This window comes from Saccharopolyspora phatthalungensis (assembly GCF_014203395.1).
GTDB classification, from domain to species: Bacteria; Actinomycetota; Actinomycetes; order Mycobacteriales; family Pseudonocardiaceae; genus Saccharopolyspora; species Saccharopolyspora phatthalungensis.
The window spans coordinates 4,603,907-4,619,128 of sequence record NZ_JACHIW010000001.1; the positions used below are offsets into that span (position 1 = coordinate 4,603,907).

Below are 15,222 nucleotides of genomic sequence, written 5' to 3' on the forward strand. Positions count from 1 at the left end.
GAATGCGGAGCCCGATGATCCCGAATTTCGGGATATCCGCCGAGACACGCCGATTTGCCTTCCGGGTGGTCCTGGCCTCCCGGACTCAGCTTGCGGTGGTGGCGGGTTTGAGGGTCAGGCGCCAGCTGAGTTCTCCGTTGTGCCAGTGGCCGGTCGGCTTCAGGCCCGTCGCCGTTGCTACCGCGGCCGATGCTCGGTGCTCCGGGTGAATGTGCGCGATGATGCCCCGCACCGGTTTCCGGCGCAGCCAGTCGACGAGGCCGCGCACGGCTTCTTTCGCGATGCCCTGCCGCTGCCAGTCGGTGCCCACGATCCAGGCGATCTCGGCGACCGGTCCGGGATAACCGGGGGTGATCGTCGCCTGGACCGCGCCGACCAGGCGCGCCTCGTCGAGCAGCCGGATCACCCAGTTGCACCAGGACACCGCGGGATCCGGCGGGCCTGCCAGCATCCGCTCATACCGGGAGCGCAGTTCGTGCGGCGTAAGCGGGACACCGCCGATGAATCCGTACAAATCCGGATCGGCGAGCACGCACGACATTTCCGCGGCGTGATCGAGGCGAAGCGGCACCAACCCGAGCCGCTCGGTACGGATCACCTGTGGCCTCATGGCACCCACACTGCACCCTTTCGAAACGTCAAGCTCTTTTCCGGATCTTCTTGCTCCTCCGCGCATGTCAGCGTCTTCTCGGGCCAATGCTCGGCGTGGCTCGCCAACTCGTCGATGTAGTCGCGGAGCAGTCGGACGACGACGGGTTCGGCCGGGTCGACCGGCGCGAGGGTCCAGACGTGGTTCACGAGCCGATTCTCACCGGGCTGTCCACCGGATTAGGGTGAGCCGTCGCATTGGGTCGCGAATCGGACGTCGACGGGTGCTGATCGGCGTGCTTTGGCAGGGCCGTGGGTCGAGCACTGCCGCATCCGTGCTGAAAAAGGTCAGCGTGGTTTTCATTATTGTGAAAAGCGAATTTCAGTCTGTGAAACCCAGGGGCCGCGAACGCGCGAGAGACGACGCCACGATCCTCTTGGTTGAACCAATAGCTCGATGCTCGGGAACGGGGCTGCGCCCGCCGAGGCGCTGAGCGCAGGCTGGCCGTCGAGCCCTTGGGGGGCGCGAACCCGAAGCGAACATCTGGCGGGGAATTTTCGCCGGATGTTCGTTGTTGTGTTCCCTCCGCAACCGGTTTTCTCGATGCTTCTCGGCGACTGGACGGATAGGGTTCGAACATGGCGGGTTCATTATTGGGGACCGAAGTCCAACGGGTCGAAGACCCGGAGCTGCTCCGGGGCCGGGGCACCTACGTCGGCAACCTTGATCTCGATGGCATGCTGCACCTGGCTTTCGTCCGCTCGCCGGTCGCGCACGCGCGCCTGGCAAGCGTCGAGGTCAAGGCCGCTGCCGCCGCGCCGGGCATCGTCGCGGCGTTCGCCGCAGCAGATCTGGATGTGCCGGTCCCGCCACCCTTCATCGAACTCAACTCGCGCTGCGAACGGCCGCCGCTGGCCACCGACCGAGTGCGTTTCGTCGGTGAGGCGGTCGCGGTGATCGTCGGCGAGAGCGCCGCCGCGGTCGCCGACGCGATCGAACTGGTCGACGTCGACTACGACCCGCTGCCCGTCGTCGCGGACCCGGAGCAGGCTCTGGAGCCCGCAGCGGAACAACAGTTTCCGGAGCTGGGTTCGAATGTGGCCGGCGGGTATCGCGACGCCGCCGGGGCAGACGTGCTGGCCGGCGCCGACGTCGTGGTGCGGGCCCGGATCGAGAACCAGCGCGTCGCCGTGGTTCCGCTGGAGGGCAACGCGATCGCTGTGCAGCCGGGCGGGCCGGACGAGGACTATGAAGTCACAGTGCACGTCTCGACACAGATGCCGCATGGCGTGCGCAACGGGCTGGCCAAGACTTTCGGCTGGGATCCGAAGCGGGTGCGGGTGATCTCGCCACACGTCGGCGGCGCGTTCGGTGGCAAGGCCGGCACGATCGTTGAGCACGCGGTGGCCGTCGCGGTCGCCCGGCGCCTGGGACGGCCGGTCCGGTGGGTCGAGACGCGCTCGGAGAACATGCAGGCCATGCCGCATGGCCGCGCGCAGGTGCAGTTCGCGGAGTTAGGGCTCAAGCGCGACGGCACCATCGTCGGGCTCCGTTGCCGCGTCATCGGCGATGCCGGTGCCTACGCGGGCTTCGGTGGCGGGTTGGCAATGGGATCTACGCGCATGATGGCGCAGGGCGTCTATCAGATCCCGAAGATCAGCTATGACGCCTTGGCAGCGATCACCAACACCACGCCGATCGGCGCGTTCCGCGGCGCGGGACGGCCCGAAGCCGCGGCGATGCTGGAGCGGCTGATGGATCTGGCCGCCGCCGAGCTGGATATGGACCCGGTCGCGTTGCGGCGTAAGAACTTCCTCGTGCCGGAGTCCTTCCCGTACAAGACGGTGGTCGGCGCCAACTACGACAGCGGCGACTACGAGCGGCCCTTTGCCGAGGCGCTGCGGCTGGCCGGCTACGAGGCGTTACGCGCCGAGCAAACTCGTCGCATCGCCGCCGGCGAGCACCTGCTACTGGGCATCGGGGTGAGCGCCTACGTGGAGATCACCGGTGGGGGCGCGGGGGAGTACGCCGAGGTCGAGGTGCACGAGAGCGGTGCCCGGATCAAGGTCGGCACCTCCGCCCACGGCCAGGGGCACGCGACCTCGTTCGCCATGATCGTGTCCGACAGGCTCGGCATTCCGATGGAGTCGATCGAGTTCGTTCAGTCCGACACCGAGCAGGTGCCGCGCGGTTCGGGAACCGGCGGGTCGAGGTCGCTGCAGATCGCCGGTAGTGCGGTGCAGGAGGCCGGCGATCTGGTGCTGCGGAAGGCCAAGGAACTCGCCGCGTCCCGGCTTGAGGCGTCGGTCGACGACATCCAGTTGACCGACGATGGCAGGCTCGGCGTGGCCGGGGTGCCGAGCGCGACGGTCGCCTGGGCGGAGCTCGCCCGGGCCGCCGCGGACGGCGGTGACCGGCTGGCGGCGAACATCGACTTCGCCCCGGCGGGCGCGACGTTCCCGTTCGGCGGGCACGTGTCGGTGGTCGAGGTGGACGTGGAGACCGGGTTTGTCCGGCCGTTACGCCACATCGCGGTGGACGACTGCGGCCGGGTGCTCAACCCGATGATCGTGCGCGGTCAGCAGCACGGCGGCGCGGCTCAGGGCATCGCGCAGGCGTTGTGGGAGCAGGTGACCTTCGACGTCGACGGCAATCCGGAGACCGGCACCCTGGCCGACTACACGATTCCGTCGGCGGCTGACCTGCCGTCCTTCGAGGTGTCGAACACCGAGACGCCGAGCCCGCACAACCCGTTGGGCGCCAAGGGAATCGGCGAGTCCGCCACCATCGGTTCCACGCCTGCGGTGCAGAACGCGGTGATCGACGCGCTGAAGCACCTGGGGGTGCGGCACATCGACATGCCGACCACCCCGGAGCGCGTGTGGGCCGCGATCCAGGCCGGTAGCTCGGCGACCTACTGGAAGGAACCGCCGGCGGTCTTCGGCACGCTGCCGGTGCGCCCCCAGGAAGCGCCGGACGAAGCGGACGAAGCCGTGGTGTGATCCGGAAGTTTCCCCTTTTCCAGCAAGGGTTTCGGACGGCACCCGGGGCCGGTGTTCGGGTCAGGCGCGTTGCGCGCCCGGCGGCCAGACGACCGTGACGGAGAGTCCGCGGTCGTGTGCGGCCGCGACGATATCGGCGGTGCCGCCCGGCCCGCGGGCCGGGCGGCCGTCCCAGACGGCGATCAGGTGGTCGGCGGTGTCGAGCATGCGCAGGCCGGCCGCCAGGTAGGCCGGCGGCTCCGGGGCGACGAAGTCGAGCTCGATGATCTCGGATGCCTTGGCGCAGAGCGCGTCGAAAGTCGCATGGTGCGGCTCGGGCTGCCCGGCGCGGTACTCGCTGGCCGGGATGATCACGGACAGCCGACCGCCGTGGGCCAGCACGAGCCGCGCGAAGATGCTGTCCGCGCCATCGGCCAGGCAGGTCACGCCGACAAGCTCGGCGGCCCGGTAGCCGCCGATTTCCGCCCGCAGCCGGCTTTCCACGAGGCGAGCCGTTTCCACTGGCAGTTCCCGGTGCCCGGTGATCGCGACTCGCATCGAAGTGGCTCCTGTTCCTAGGGTCTGTTTTATCTGCGGCGTAAGTCATTTGCGGTGTGGGACTGGGTCGCGCAAGCACCGCTGCCACGGATCTGCCCCGATTATCGGGCGGATCAGGACTCTTTGCGGCGCGTCCGGTAGGCGCGCATCTTGTGGCGCGCTCCGCAGCTGTCCATGCTGCACCAGGTGCTGTTGTTGGCCGGCGAGCGGTCGTAGTACAGCCAGCGGCAGTCGTCGGCGTGGCAGACCTTGAGCCGACCGGGCTTGCCGGTGAGCCCGTCCAGGGCCAGGGCCGCGATGAGCCGGCCGATCAGGCGCTCGACCTCGGTGCCGTTCGCTGTCGGGATCACCACCTGGCCGTCCTGCCACTGCGGTGGCCGCAGCAGTCGGCTCGCGTAGTCGTTCAGCCCCGTTGAATCGGTTCCGGCGAGGTGGCCGCGGATCGTCTCGCGGGCGCGGACTAGTTCTTGGTGTGCGGGTTCGTCGAGCTCGTCGGCCGCGTCGTGCCAACCGTGCTCGCGCAACCAGGTCTGCGTACTCGCCAGGTCGGCCAAGGCGTCTTCGCCGTACCGGAAGCGTGCCGAATTGCCGAACGCCTCGACTGGTGCCAGCTTGCCCGGTGCGGCCGGGCGGTCGTGTGCCACACGTCAAGGTTACCATCTTAGACTATTTGATGGTAACGTTACCGGCAAAGGCGGACGGGAGGTTGGGATGAGCTGGGAGTTGCCCGAGCGGCACGAGTCGGCGCACGGGACGGTCCGCTGGGCGAGCATGGGGGAGGGAGATCCGGTCGTGCTGCTGCACGGGACGCCGTTCTCGTCGTATGTCTGGCGCGATGTCGCCGTTGCGCTCAGCGCCCGGCACCAGGTGTTCGTCTGGGACATGCCCGGCTACGGGCAGTCCGAAATGCGTGAGGGCCAGGACGTCTCGCTAGCCGCCCAGCAGGCGGTTTTCACCGATCTGCTGCGGCACTGGAACCTGCGCACCACCTCGGTCGTCGCCCACGACTTCGGCGGCGCGGTGGCGCTGCGAACCGCTTTGCTTGACGGCGTCCAATATGGACGGCTGGCGCTGGTGGACGCGGTCAGTGTGCGTCCCTGGGGCTCGGACTTCTTCCGTCTGGTGCGCGAGAATTCCGAGGTCTTCGCGGCCCTTCCGCCGCATCTGCACGAGGCGCTGGTCCGTCGCTACATCACGACGGCGGCGCACCGCGAACTGCGCGGTGACGTCCTGGACGCGCTGGTCACGCCCTGGCTGGGCGAGGCGGGCCAACCGGCTTTCTACCGCCAGATCCGCCAGGCCGACGAGCGCTTCACCCGCGAAGTGGAGGACCGCTACGCCGAGCTGGCCTGCCCGGTCCTGATCGCCTGGGGCGACCGGGACGACTGGCTGCCCGCAGACCGGGCCAAGCGCCTGGCGGAGCGAATCCCGCACGCCCGCCTGACCTGGATCGACCAAGCCGGCCACCTGGTCCAAGAGGACAACCCGGCCGCCCTCACAGCCAACCTGACCGAATTCCTCGCCGAATGACCGGTCCCGGAGGTGGTTTCGCCGGACATCGTCAATTGAGAACTGAGCCCAGCCTCGCGAGCAACTCCTCCAGCAGTGGCAGCGAAGTCGCGTGGTTGAAGCGGACGAAGCCTTGGCCGGCCGCCGAACCGGGCGGCGCGAAGTCCGTTCCTGGGACGACCCGGACGCGGGCCTTGCGCAGCAAAACTTCGGCCGGTTCCGGACCCAGCTCGCGGACGTCCAACCAAGCCAGGTAACCGGCCTGACCGCGATGCCAGCGAACCTGCGGGCGCTCGTCCACCCACGCCTGCAACCGGTCGCGGGCGCGGTCCAGGTAGCTGCGCACCGCCGTCAGCCAGCCGTCGTCGTCCCGCCACAGTGCGGTCGCGACGGCGATTCCGGGTACTGCGGTGCGCATCTTCTCGTACGGCGGGATGGTGTCGAGGACGTGCTTCGTGGACTCTTGGCACACCAGCACGGCGGACTTGAGTCCCGGCACGTTCCACCCTTTGGACACGCTGCTGACCGCGACGGCGTGTGACGCGGCCAGCTCGCTGACCGCCGCGTAGGGGATGAAATCCTGGTCACCCGCGCGCAGCGGCGCGTGGATTTCGTCGCTGATCACGAAAGCCCCATACCGGTCGGCCAGTTCGGCGATCGCCTGCAACTCGGCGGGCGACCACACCCGGCCCGTCGGATTGTGCGGGTGGCAGAGCAGTATTGCCCGCGCGCCTGCCGCGAGGGTGTCGGCGACCGCGTCGAAGTCGATCCGCCAGCCGTCGTCGGTGTGCCGTAGCGGGCATTCCCGGATCGGCCGGTCGAGGTGGGCGAGCATGACCAGGAACGGGGGATAGGCCGGGGTCAGCACCACGACTCCGTCGCCGGGCTCGGTCAACCGGCGCACCGCCGCTTCGAGCCCGGCCATCACGTCGCAGACGGGCGAGAGCAGCGCGGGATCGACGCGCCAATGCTGTTCCCGCGCAACCCAATCGGCGAACGCCGCGAGGTACTCGCCGAGCACTGGATAGCCGAAGTCGGAACGGTCGACCAACTCTCGCAGCACGGTGCGGGCCACCTGGCAGAGCGGGTAGTCCATCTCGGCGAGCCAGGCGGGCAGCACGTCCGGCTCGACCTGGGACCACTTCTGCGTGCGGCGCAACCGCAGCTCATCGGCGCGCAGGGCATCGAACTCGGCGTGCAACTCAGCGATGGTCATTCTCGCGATTATGCGGCGTACTGAGTCGTGAGTGAAGGTGCCGCGACGTTGCGCACACCCAGGGGTGTGCGCAACGTTCGTCGTTTGCGGGAACGATCACAGGGTGAGCTTCCATTGGTGCTCGCCATGCGGCTCGTCGATCCACACCCACTGATCGTCCGCCTCGACGGTCACCCCGAGCCGCGACCACCCCGGTTCACCGGCAGCTTGCCAGAGCTGGTGTGCCTTTTCGACTGCCGTCCACAGCGGTGTCGGGCCGCTCTCGGTCACCGACCATGTCCCGTCAGGCGTCGGTTCGAGCATCACGGACGCGTACGAGCCATCCGGCGCGGTGATGGTCCCGGCCGTGGGTCGGCGGGTATCCGGGTCGAACCGCATCCCGAACCGCGTGCCGTTGGGCAGGCCGGTGAAGTGCGCGAGGAACCACACCACCCGGTTGTTCTCCCAAGGGTTCGGGGGCGCGCTCGTGGTCCGCGTGTGCGCAACCGCATCGCTCGGCGTGTGCAGCACGCGGGACCGTTCCCGGTGGTGTCGTATCACCATGAGTTCCAGTCCGGCGCGGCTGCCGTCTTCGAGGTGTGCCAGCAGGGCATTGCTTGCCACGGTGTTCGCGGCGGGCACTTCGCACATCAGCTCGGCTACTTCCTGGCGCGCTCGCTCATACACCCAGTGCAGGTGCTGGGCGTGCTCTTGCACTTTCGCCAAGTTCAAGATCAAGGCGTTGAGTTTCTCCTTGGTATTGCTCATCGATTCACCCCATGTACGGTTGAGCCCGGCCAGGATTCGCCGCAGCAGCCCCGATGTCGTAAGAGCGCGTCACGGTCGCTAGCCAGTGGGAAAGATGCGCGGTCGGCGACCGGTAGTCCGGGCTGGACAAGGGGCAGGATTCGGCTTTCTTCGTTCGCGATGTCGTCGGCGAGGTCGCCGCGAAGCTGCACCGTGCGCGGCTCGCGTTCGCGGAGGCGGTGTCGGCCGCCGCTGGTCTCTGACTCCACCCGCGCGATCAGGTAGGAGACCGTCAACGCACCCTGGCCACCCCCGGAATGCCGGGCGGGGGCGTAGTAAAGCGTCGCCCACACCGCGAGTGCACCGACGACAAGCACGCCGGTCGAGACGAGCGCGGGCGTCACTGGTCGGCCCTCGGCGGCTCGATGGCCGGTTGCTGGCCGGTTTCATTGACCCGCAACGAGTCGACGACCGGGCCCTGACGGGTCGTCGACCCAACGCGCAGCGCGGCGGCGAGGGCGTCGAGATAGCTGGCCAGGCGCGCACGGTCGGCGTCTTTGTAGAGGCCCCGCTCCACGTCACCGACGGCGAGACACAGCGCCGCGATCACGCCCCGGATCCGCAACGCGAGCTCGTGGGCGGTGCTCATTTCGCACCGACCGCGTGCGGCGTCGGGGTGTTAGCGCGGCCGTGCACCTTGTCGTTGCAGGCCGGGCATTTGTCCCAAAGCCAAGCCAGAGTGGTGTTTTCCGCGGCCAGTTGATAGCCGCACAGGGTGGCCACCACGAAACCGGTCGGGTAGCCCTTGCGAGGTCTGGTGTCGGTGCTGGCGTGCCGCAGGCCACCGGCAGGCGCCCAGCTGAACGGATGGGGCTGATACGACATGAAGCCTCCCCACTAAGCTGTCTCCAGCAGCGGATCTGCTGCATGCATCAGTATCTGATGCATGCAGCAATTCCGCTAGTGCTCCAATCGGCTGATGGTGCCGTGACGATCTGTGCACGGCTTACGATTGCTGCATGGCAAGCAGCGCTGACACCCCGCGCGCCCGAGCATTGGGAGCGGAACTACGACAGGCACGCGAGCGGCGCGGGTATTCGACACGCAAGCTTGCCGAGATCATCGGCCGCAGCAGCTCGCATATATCGAGATGGGAAAACGGACGGCTCAACCCCAGCGAGGCCGATACCGCAACCGTCCTTGCGGTCCTGGGTGTCAACGGCGCTGATCGTGACCGGCTGCTCGAACTGGCCCGCGATGCACTCGACCCGAACTGGGTCGCTCCGGGCATCGACAAGCAACTCGCCGCGTTGACCGAGTACGAGCGAACCGCGCAGACAATCACCAACGTCGAGCCGCTGATGATCCCGGGGCTTTTGCAGACCTATGAATACGCCCGTCACATCATGATCGCGTTCGGAGCTTCGCGCGGAGAGGCAGAGCAACGCGCAACGCTCCGCATCGGACGACAGCATGTGCTGACCGACGCACCGGCCAAGCAACTTGTCGCGATTGTCGGCGAGTACGCGCTGCGATATCCGGTCTGCCCCGACGATGTGATGGTTGGCCAGCTGCGTCACCTGCAACGTATAGCCGAGCTCGACAATGTCATGCTTCATGTGCTGCCAATGGACCGGCCAGCAGCCGCGATGCTCAGCGGCTCGTGGGCGCTCCTTGAGTTCTCGCGGACGAAACCGGTGCTGCATCTTGAGCACTTTGGTTCGTCAGCGACGATCACCGACGAGAAGACGGTGGAAAGTTACAGGCACGCAGTGGATACGCTGCGCGGGTTGGCGATGAGCCCAGCAGAGGCAACCGAGCTCATCGCCGATGTCATCAGATCCAAGGAGACGACATCATGACGGTACCGCAGGCCCCCGAAGGCTGGCGGAAATCGACGGTCAGTGGCGGACAGACCAACTGCGTCGAGGTCGGCAGGGCCGGTGATGGCGCTGCCGTTCGCGACACGAAGGACCGGGCAGCCGGGTACTTCACCGCGACCGCTGGCCAGTGGTCGGCGTTTATTGCCGCTGTGAAGGGTGATCGGTTCGAGGTCTGAACCTAGGTGAACGAAAGCGGTCCTCGATCGGAGTGTGATCGGGGGCCGCTTTCGTTCGTTGAACGCGCGTTAGACCGGGCCGGGGAACACAGCCTTGTCAGTCATGAACGTGGGCTGCAATGCTCGCTGGAACTTGCCCGGCTGCACAGTGACCGCGAACGACTGCTCATGGGAGATGGCGATGGGCCCGGCCGTGTCATCCAAGCTCATCGCCGACGTCATCAAAGAAGGAGACGACATCATGACATTGCCGCGCGAGCCGAAGAACTGGCGGAAGTCGAGCCGTTCTACGCAGACGGACAACTGCGTGGAGGTCGGCCGGATCGGTGACGGCGCCGCCGTTCGTGACACGAAGGATCGGGCCGCCGGGTACTTCACCGCGAGCGCTGGGCAGTGGTCGGCGTTTATTGCCGCTGTGAAGGGTGACCGGTTCGAGGTCTGAACCTAGGTGAACGAAAGCGGTCCTCGATCGGAGTGTGATCGGGGGCCGCTTTCGCGGCGTTGGCGGTCATTGCCGAGAAACCCGTGGTACGCCTCGGTAGCACTGGCGCCAGGGTGACCATCCGCTCACAACCGGGGAAATTCGCTGGCGGAAGCCTGGGACTACCTGGTTAGGTTCCGGACATGTCCGACATCTCCGCTGCTGATCGTCTGCGGGTGTGGGTTCGGGAAGATTTCGGCATCGACCTCGTGGCGATCGAGCCGGTTGGGGTCGGCGCGGACGTGGCGGCAGAGGTCTGGCGCGGGGTCTGCTCCGGCGGTGCTCGGTACGCCGTCAAGTACAGCTGCGGCGGGACGACCGCCGGGCTGACCGTGTCGGCTTGGCTCGTCGAGCGCGGCGTGTCCGGGGTGGTGGGGCCGGTTGCGACCCGCCGTGGCGAGTTGTGGAGCGAGCGCGCAGGTCGTCGCCTGTCCCTGGTGCCGTGGGTTTCCGACGACGGCGCGCTGAACGGCGGGATGACCGCGCACCACTGGGAATCCTACGGAGCGCTTCTCGCGCAGGTGCCCGCCACGCCCCCGGTCGAGGCGGCCACGTCGTTGCCTCGCGAGGACCACACGCACGAGCGTTGGGCATCGGCCGTGCGTGTCCTGCACGGCGACTGCACGTCGGCCAGGGATTCGGCCGATCACCTGGTGCGTTGCCTGGCCGAGCAGTGGTGCGCCGCGACGGACCGGATCGGTGCGCTCCTCGCGCAGGCCGACGACCTGGGGCGGGGACTTCGCTCCCGGCACGCGTCCAACGTGGTGTGCCACGGCGATCCGCATCTGGGGAACCTGCTGTTGCGCGGCGAGGAAGTCTGGCTGATCGACTGGGACGACACGGTTGTCGCGCCGCGCGAACGGGATCTCCTGTTCGTGATCGGTGGGGTCCTTCCCTTCGCCCCGGTGAGCCCGCAGGAGCAGCAGTGGTTCTTCGCCGGGTACGGGCCCGCCGACGTCGATCCCGACCGCTTGGCCTACTACCGCTGTGTGCGCGCCTTGGAAGACCTCGCCGGCCCGGCCGCACAGATTCTGGAACTCCGGTACCCCGACGCCGAGCGGGCGGATGCGCTGTCGGCCTTTCGCGGCGTCCTGTCGTCCACCGGCATCGCAAACCTGGCCCTCTCGCCGACGCGGGACGGCTGAACTCCGATCGGTAAGGGGAATCATGGCCGAGCTGCCACTGCGTGATCGGGTTGGCAACGTGCTCGTTGACATCCGGTTCACGGCCGAGTCCGAACTGGCCTCCTTCGACGACCGGTCGATGCCGCTGTCGCTGGTCGTGGTCGGCCTCGCCGACGCCGTGCTGATGATGCTCAATGGCCTGCGAGGCTACTGGGAGTTACCTGGCGGGTTGCGCGAGCCGGGCGAATCGCCGCGCCAGGCCGCGATACGGGAGTTGGCCGAGGAGACCGGAATCCGGACGACAGCGCTGGACTTGGCCGCTGTCGTCGAGTTCGAGCTCGTGCGGCCCGCGCGCCACGAATACGCGGCGGTCTACCGGACCGACCTGAAGGCAGTGCCGCGGCTGGTGGTCAACGACGAGGCGTCGGACTTCCAGTGGTGGATCCCGCACACGCCGCCTGCCGTGGACATGAGTCCAATCGATGCCGAGATCGGCAGGCGCGTGCTGGAGCTGTCGTGAGCCCGGGTCCCGGCTTCGGTTATCGACTACGACGGGCGGGAACACAGCTCACGGTAGGCGGCCGGTGCTCCGCAGCAGGTCAAGCAGGCGGTCGAGGAAGGCAGCCTGCGCCGGGTTGAGCTTTTCGCGGGCGGTTTCCGGGTCGCACCACAGGGCGCGGTCGACTTCCGGGAATCTTTGGCGGCGACCGGATTTCGGCGGCCATTCCATTTCGAACTCGTTGCTGCGCAGGGCGTCCGCGTCGAAGTCACCCTCGACCGCCCAGGCGGTCACGAGCTTGCCGTTGCGCTGTTTGACCTCGCCGAGCGGCATCAGTTCGCGTTCGGTCAGCTGCGTACCTGTCTCCTCGCCGAACTCGCGGATCGCCGCCGACTGGGCGTCCTCGTCGGGGTCGTATTCGCCCTTCGGGATCGACCAGGCGCCGGCGTCCTTCTTCTTCCAGAACGGACCGCCCGGGTGCACCACGAGGACGTGAGGAATACCGTCTTCGATCTTGAACAGGAGGATGCCCGCGCTTCGTTTGCTCACCCCACCAGTGTCGCGCACACGATCGCGTTGCGGGGGTAGCCGCGCGCTTCCGGGTCCGATGTGGATGGTGGCGAGGTTTCGCCGTGCGGGTCCGAGCGCGACGCGCGCGATCACCAAGCGTTCATGTCGACCTCGCGCAACGGGTTGCTGAGATCAACGCGGGGTCGTCCGCTCTGGCGAAAATCCCGAAACCCGTCGATGCTGGCAGCGTGGAACGGGTCGTGCTGCATGTGGATCTCGATCAGTTCATCGTCGCGGTCGAGCTGTTGCGCCGCCCTGAGCTGCGGGGGCGGCCGGTGCTCGTCGGCGGCTCCGGCGACCCGAAGCAGCGCGGCGTGGTCGCCGGCGCCTCCTACGAGGCGCGGGAGTTCGGGGTCCGCTCCGGGACGCCCCTGCGTACCGCGGCGGCCCGCTGCCCGGAAGCGGTGTTCCTGCCCGCCGACCGCGAGACCTACCTGGCGGCATCCGCCGACGTGATGGCGGCGCTGGGGGAGGTCGGCGGCATCCTGGAGGTCGCCGGCTGGGACGAGGCGTTCATGCTCGTCGACACCGAGGACGCCGAGCTGACCGCGCGGGCGGTTCAGCGGCATGTGCGGGAGCGCACCGCCCTGGCGTGTTCGGTGGGCATCGGCGATAACAAGCTCCGGGCGAAACTCGCCTCCGGACTGGCCAAGCCCGCCGGGGTGCGTCGGCTCGACATGTCCAACTGGGTCGAGGTCATGGCGGCGCGGCCGACGGACGCGTTGTGGGGCGTTGGTGCGAAAACCGCGAAGAAGCTCGCGGCGCGCGGTATCGCCACCGTCGGCGACTTGGCCCGGACCGCGATGGCCGATCTTGTGGGCGATTTCGGACCCAACATCGGGCCCTGGCTCGTCGCGCTGGCGCACGGCTACGATTCCACGCCGGTCACCGACGAGCCCTACCGGGCGCGCTCGCACGGCCGGGAGGCCACCTTCCAGCAGGACCTGCGCGACAAGGCCGAAATGCGCGCGGAGATCACTCGCCTGTCGCACGTCGTCGCCGACGATCTCGCGGCCGAGGACGCCCTGGCCCGCCGGGTCGTGGTGAAGGTCCGCGACTCCCGGTTCGCGACCCACACCCACGGCGTTTCGCTGCCGACCCACACCCGCGACGCGGCGGCGATCGAACAAGCCGCCCAAACCGCCCTCGACCGGTTCCCCCTGGACCGCCCGGTGCGTCTGCTCGGCGTCCGTGCCGAGATCGCCCGCGCCGCGGGCTAAAGCGAACGGCCCGTTCACCTAGCCCAGGCGGGCGAACGGGCGCTACCGCTACCCGGCTTGGACCTGGCTCCCGTGATCTGCGCCGTCCTCGCCATCACCGACCACGCGTGCCCCGCGAGGTGGGCGTTTTCGTGCGAAATCGCCCACGCCTTGCGGAGAAAACGTCTTTTTCGCGCGAAATCGCTGCGGTCAGCGCCCCGCACCGTGATCGCCTCGCACAACGCCGTAGATCCGAAGGCTAGACGGGCTCATCCAGCAATCTTGACAGATCGGCGGGAGCGCTGTTCGCTATCTGGGAACGACCGTGTGCAAAATTGAATCCGCTGCGGAGGGTGGCCGACGGTGGCGGTTTCGGCGGACAAGCCCAAGCGAATCGATGACGCGGTGCTCGGTGCGGATCTGCTGGCTGGCAACGCGAACGTGATCATGCAGCTTGCCCGTCCCGGTGTGGGCTACGGCGTGCTGGAGAGCCGGGTCGAAAGTGGCCAGCTGTTCCGGCATCCGGTGAAGCGGACCCGCACGACCCTCGGCTACCTCGTGGTCGCCACGATGGGGACCGAGCGGGAGCGAGCACTGTTCCGGCGCGGGGTGAACCGCGTGCACGCGCGGGTGCGCTCGACGGATTCGAGCCCGGTCGCATACGACGCCTTCGACCCCGGCCTCCAGCTCTGGGTGGCGGCCTGCCTGTACAAGGGCATCGAGGATCTCTACCGGATCTTCTTCGGCGAACTCGGCGGCGAAACGGCCGAGGTCTTCTACCGGGACGCGGCGGTGCTGGGCACGACCTTGCAGGTCCCGCCGGAGGCGTGGCCGGCCGGCCGGGCCGGGTTCGAGGAGTACTGGACCGAGTCGCTGAACCTGATCTCCATCGATGACACCGTGCGCGACTACCTCTACGACCTGACGGTGCTGGCCTGGCTGCCGCGCCCGGTGTCGCTGTTGTTCGGCCACTTCAACAAGTTCGTCACGACCGGATTCCTCCCGGAGCGCTTCCGGGAGGAGATGCGGCTGCCGTGGACCGCCCGGGACCAGCGCCGGTTCGACGCGCTGATGTCGGTGCTCGCGGCCATCGTGCGGCGGCTGCCGCCGGTCGTGCGCCGGTTCCCGTTCAACCTGGTCCGCTGGGACCTGCGCCGCCGCATCAGGACCGGCCGACCCCTCGTCTGACACACCCTCGCCGGACAATGAGCTTTGTGGACAGTTCTATGTAGACAAGGTTCGGCGATGCACGACTCCGGAAGCCAACCGGGTTGCGCGCTCAGGCTCCCGGATGTCGCCATGACGCGCGCGAGTGGCGTCTCTCTGCCTTGGTGTCACGCGGCTCCAACGAAACCGCGACGTCCACGTCGTCAGGCTTGGCGACTCGATCCAGATTGGTTAGAGTTGGCCACTAGAGTCTGAGTCTAGTAAGCTCGGTGAGCCACGCTCGTCGGCCGCACCCTGGCGGCTGAAGGAGGAATCGGGAGCATGCGGCACGTGTCCGTGTCAGACCTGCATTTCCACTACGAGTTCCGCGGAGCGGGAGAGATGGAGATTCTCGGGAAGCCGATCCCGGGCGCGCGGTCAAAGACGATCGCCGGGCACGGTCCACACCTGACCAATCGGGAACAATTCGCATCGATCATCGCGGAGGCGGTGAGCCGAAATGCCGCAATGCCCAGGTGAACCTGCCATCGGCGGCGCTACCTGT

At 67.8% G+C, this 15,222-nt stretch carries 20 protein-coding genes; 10 read left to right on the top strand and 10 right to left on the bottom strand.

Annotated elements, in window-relative coordinates; all coding sequences use genetic code 11:
- Window positions 1-85: 85 nt before the first annotated feature.
- Window positions 86-610 carry a GNAT family N-acetyltransferase gene (locus BJ970_RS21145; RefSeq protein ID WP_184727839.1) on the bottom strand — a complete coding sequence of 175 codons (525 nt, stop codon included), beginning with the start codon at window positions 608-610 and terminating at the stop codon, window positions 86-88.
- Complete coding sequence (locus BJ970_RS21150; RefSeq protein WP_184727840.1) at window positions 607-798, bottom strand: hypothetical protein; 192 nt, start codon at window positions 796-798, stop codon at window positions 607-609. The genes BJ970_RS21145 and BJ970_RS21150 overlap by 4 nt, the downstream gene beginning before the upstream one ends.
- Before the next feature lie 429 nt (window positions 799-1,227).
- On the opposite strand from BJ970_RS21150, the gene BJ970_RS21155 reads away from it, so the two are divergent.
- Window positions 1,228-3,591: a xanthine dehydrogenase family protein molybdopterin-binding subunit gene (locus BJ970_RS21155; RefSeq protein ID WP_184727841.1), complete on the top strand. Its 2,364-nt coding sequence runs from the start codon at window positions 1,228-1,230 to the stop codon at window positions 3,589-3,591.
- Between the two features lie 60 nt (window positions 3,592-3,651).
- Here the strand turns inward: BJ970_RS21155 and BJ970_RS21160 are convergent, their stop codons facing one another.
- Window positions 3,652-4,128, bottom strand: coding sequence for a hypothetical protein (locus tag BJ970_RS21160; protein WP_184727842.1), 477 nt, complete (start codon window positions 4,126-4,128; stop codon window positions 3,652-3,654).
- Between the two features lie 113 nt (window positions 4,129-4,241).
- Complete coding sequence (locus BJ970_RS21165; protein WP_184727843.1) at window positions 4,242-4,772, bottom strand: CGNR zinc finger domain-containing protein; 531 nt, start codon at window positions 4,770-4,772, stop codon at window positions 4,242-4,244.
- Window positions 4,773-4,839: 67 nt separating this feature from the next.
- On the opposite strand from BJ970_RS21165, the gene BJ970_RS21170 reads away from it, so the two are divergent.
- The gene (locus tag BJ970_RS21170; protein ID WP_184727844.1) at window positions 4,840-5,658 is read left to right on the top strand and encodes an alpha/beta fold hydrolase; all 819 of its coding nucleotides are present in this window, start codon (window positions 4,840-4,842) and stop codon (window positions 5,656-5,658) included.
- A 31-nt stretch (window positions 5,659-5,689) separates the two neighbouring features.
- Here the strand turns inward: BJ970_RS21170 and BJ970_RS21175 are convergent, their stop codons facing one another.
- The 5 genes from BJ970_RS21175 to BJ970_RS21195 all read right to left on the bottom strand — a co-directional run bounded on the left by BJ970_RS21175 (window position 5,690) and on the right by BJ970_RS21195 (window position 8,464).
- Complete coding sequence (locus tag BJ970_RS21175) at window positions 5,690-6,853, bottom strand: MalY/PatB family protein (protein ID WP_184727845.1); 1,164 nt, start codon at window positions 6,851-6,853, stop codon at window positions 5,690-5,692.
- A 96-nt stretch (window positions 6,854-6,949) separates the two neighbouring features.
- The gene (locus BJ970_RS21180; RefSeq protein WP_184727846.1) at window positions 6,950-7,600 is read right to left on the bottom strand and encodes a hypothetical protein; all 651 of its coding nucleotides are present in this window, start codon (window positions 7,598-7,600) and stop codon (window positions 6,950-6,952) included.
- Entirely contained in the window at window positions 7,597-7,983 is a 387-nt protein-coding gene (locus BJ970_RS21185) for a hypothetical protein (RefSeq protein WP_184727847.1), read from the bottom strand. The genes BJ970_RS21180 and BJ970_RS21185 overlap by 4 nt, the downstream gene beginning before the upstream one ends.
- Window positions 7,980-8,228 (bottom strand): hypothetical protein, encoded by a 249-nt coding sequence (locus BJ970_RS21190; protein WP_184727848.1) that lies wholly within the window; start codon window positions 8,226-8,228, stop codon window positions 7,980-7,982. The genes BJ970_RS21185 and BJ970_RS21190 overlap by 4 nt, the downstream gene beginning before the upstream one ends.
- Window positions 8,225-8,464, bottom strand: coding sequence for an HC3 family zinc finger protein (locus tag BJ970_RS21195; RefSeq protein ID WP_184727849.1), 240 nt, complete (start codon window positions 8,462-8,464; stop codon window positions 8,225-8,227). Before BJ970_RS21195 ends, BJ970_RS21190 begins: the two co-directional genes overlap by 4 nt.
- A 170-nt stretch (window positions 8,465-8,634) precedes the next feature.
- On the opposite strand from BJ970_RS21195, the gene BJ970_RS21200 reads away from it, so the two are divergent.
- The 5 genes from BJ970_RS21200 to BJ970_RS21220 all read left to right on the top strand — a co-directional run bounded on the left by BJ970_RS21200 (window position 8,635) and on the right by BJ970_RS21220 (window position 11,763).
- Window positions 8,635-9,441 (top strand): helix-turn-helix domain-containing protein, encoded by an 807-nt coding sequence (locus tag BJ970_RS21200; protein WP_312864342.1) that lies wholly within the window; start codon window positions 8,635-8,637, stop codon window positions 9,439-9,441.
- Window positions 9,438-9,638: a DUF397 domain-containing protein gene (locus tag BJ970_RS21205; protein WP_184727851.1), complete on the top strand. Its 201-nt coding sequence runs from the start codon at window positions 9,438-9,440 to the stop codon at window positions 9,636-9,638. The genes BJ970_RS21200 and BJ970_RS21205 overlap by 4 nt, the downstream gene beginning before the upstream one ends.
- A gap of 241 nt (window positions 9,639-9,879) precedes the next feature.
- Window positions 9,880-10,080, top strand: coding sequence for a DUF397 domain-containing protein (locus tag BJ970_RS21210; RefSeq protein ID WP_184729264.1), 201 nt, complete (start codon window positions 9,880-9,882; stop codon window positions 10,078-10,080).
- Between the two features lie 182 nt (window positions 10,081-10,262).
- Window positions 10,263-11,264 (top strand): phosphotransferase, encoded by a 1,002-nt coding sequence (locus BJ970_RS21215; RefSeq protein WP_184727852.1) that lies wholly within the window; start codon window positions 10,263-10,265, stop codon window positions 11,262-11,264.
- Window positions 11,265-11,286: 22 nt separating this feature from the next.
- Entirely contained in the window at window positions 11,287-11,763 is a 477-nt protein-coding gene (locus tag BJ970_RS21220) for an NUDIX hydrolase (protein ID WP_184727853.1), read from the top strand.
- A 48-nt stretch (window positions 11,764-11,811) separates the two neighbouring features.
- Here BJ970_RS21220 and BJ970_RS21225 read toward each other — a convergent pair whose 3' ends face one another.
- On the bottom strand, window positions 11,812-12,291 hold the full coding sequence (locus BJ970_RS21225) for an NUDIX hydrolase (protein ID WP_184727854.1): 480 nt from the start codon (window positions 12,289-12,291) through the stop codon (window positions 11,812-11,814).
- Between the two features lie 209 nt (window positions 12,292-12,500).
- Between BJ970_RS21225 and BJ970_RS21230 the strand changes: the two genes are divergently transcribed.
- The 3 genes from BJ970_RS21230 (at window position 12,501) to BJ970_RS21240 (ending at window position 15,197) form a co-directional block, all read left to right on the top strand.
- A complete protein-coding gene (locus tag BJ970_RS21230) occupies window positions 12,501-13,532 on the top strand; it encodes a DNA polymerase IV (protein WP_184727855.1) in 1,032 nt (343 codons plus the stop codon).
- 342 nt (window positions 13,533-13,874) lie between these two features.
- The gene (locus BJ970_RS21235; protein ID WP_184727856.1) at window positions 13,875-14,699 is read left to right on the top strand and encodes an oxygenase MpaB family protein; all 825 of its coding nucleotides are present in this window, start codon (window positions 13,875-13,877) and stop codon (window positions 14,697-14,699) included.
- Window positions 14,700-14,999: 300 nt separating this feature from the next.
- Window positions 15,000-15,197 carry a hypothetical protein gene (locus BJ970_RS21240; RefSeq protein ID WP_221467254.1) on the top strand — a complete coding sequence of 66 codons (198 nt, stop codon included), beginning with the start codon at window positions 15,000-15,002 and terminating at the stop codon, window positions 15,195-15,197.
- Window positions 15,198-15,222 lie beyond the last annotated feature (25 nt).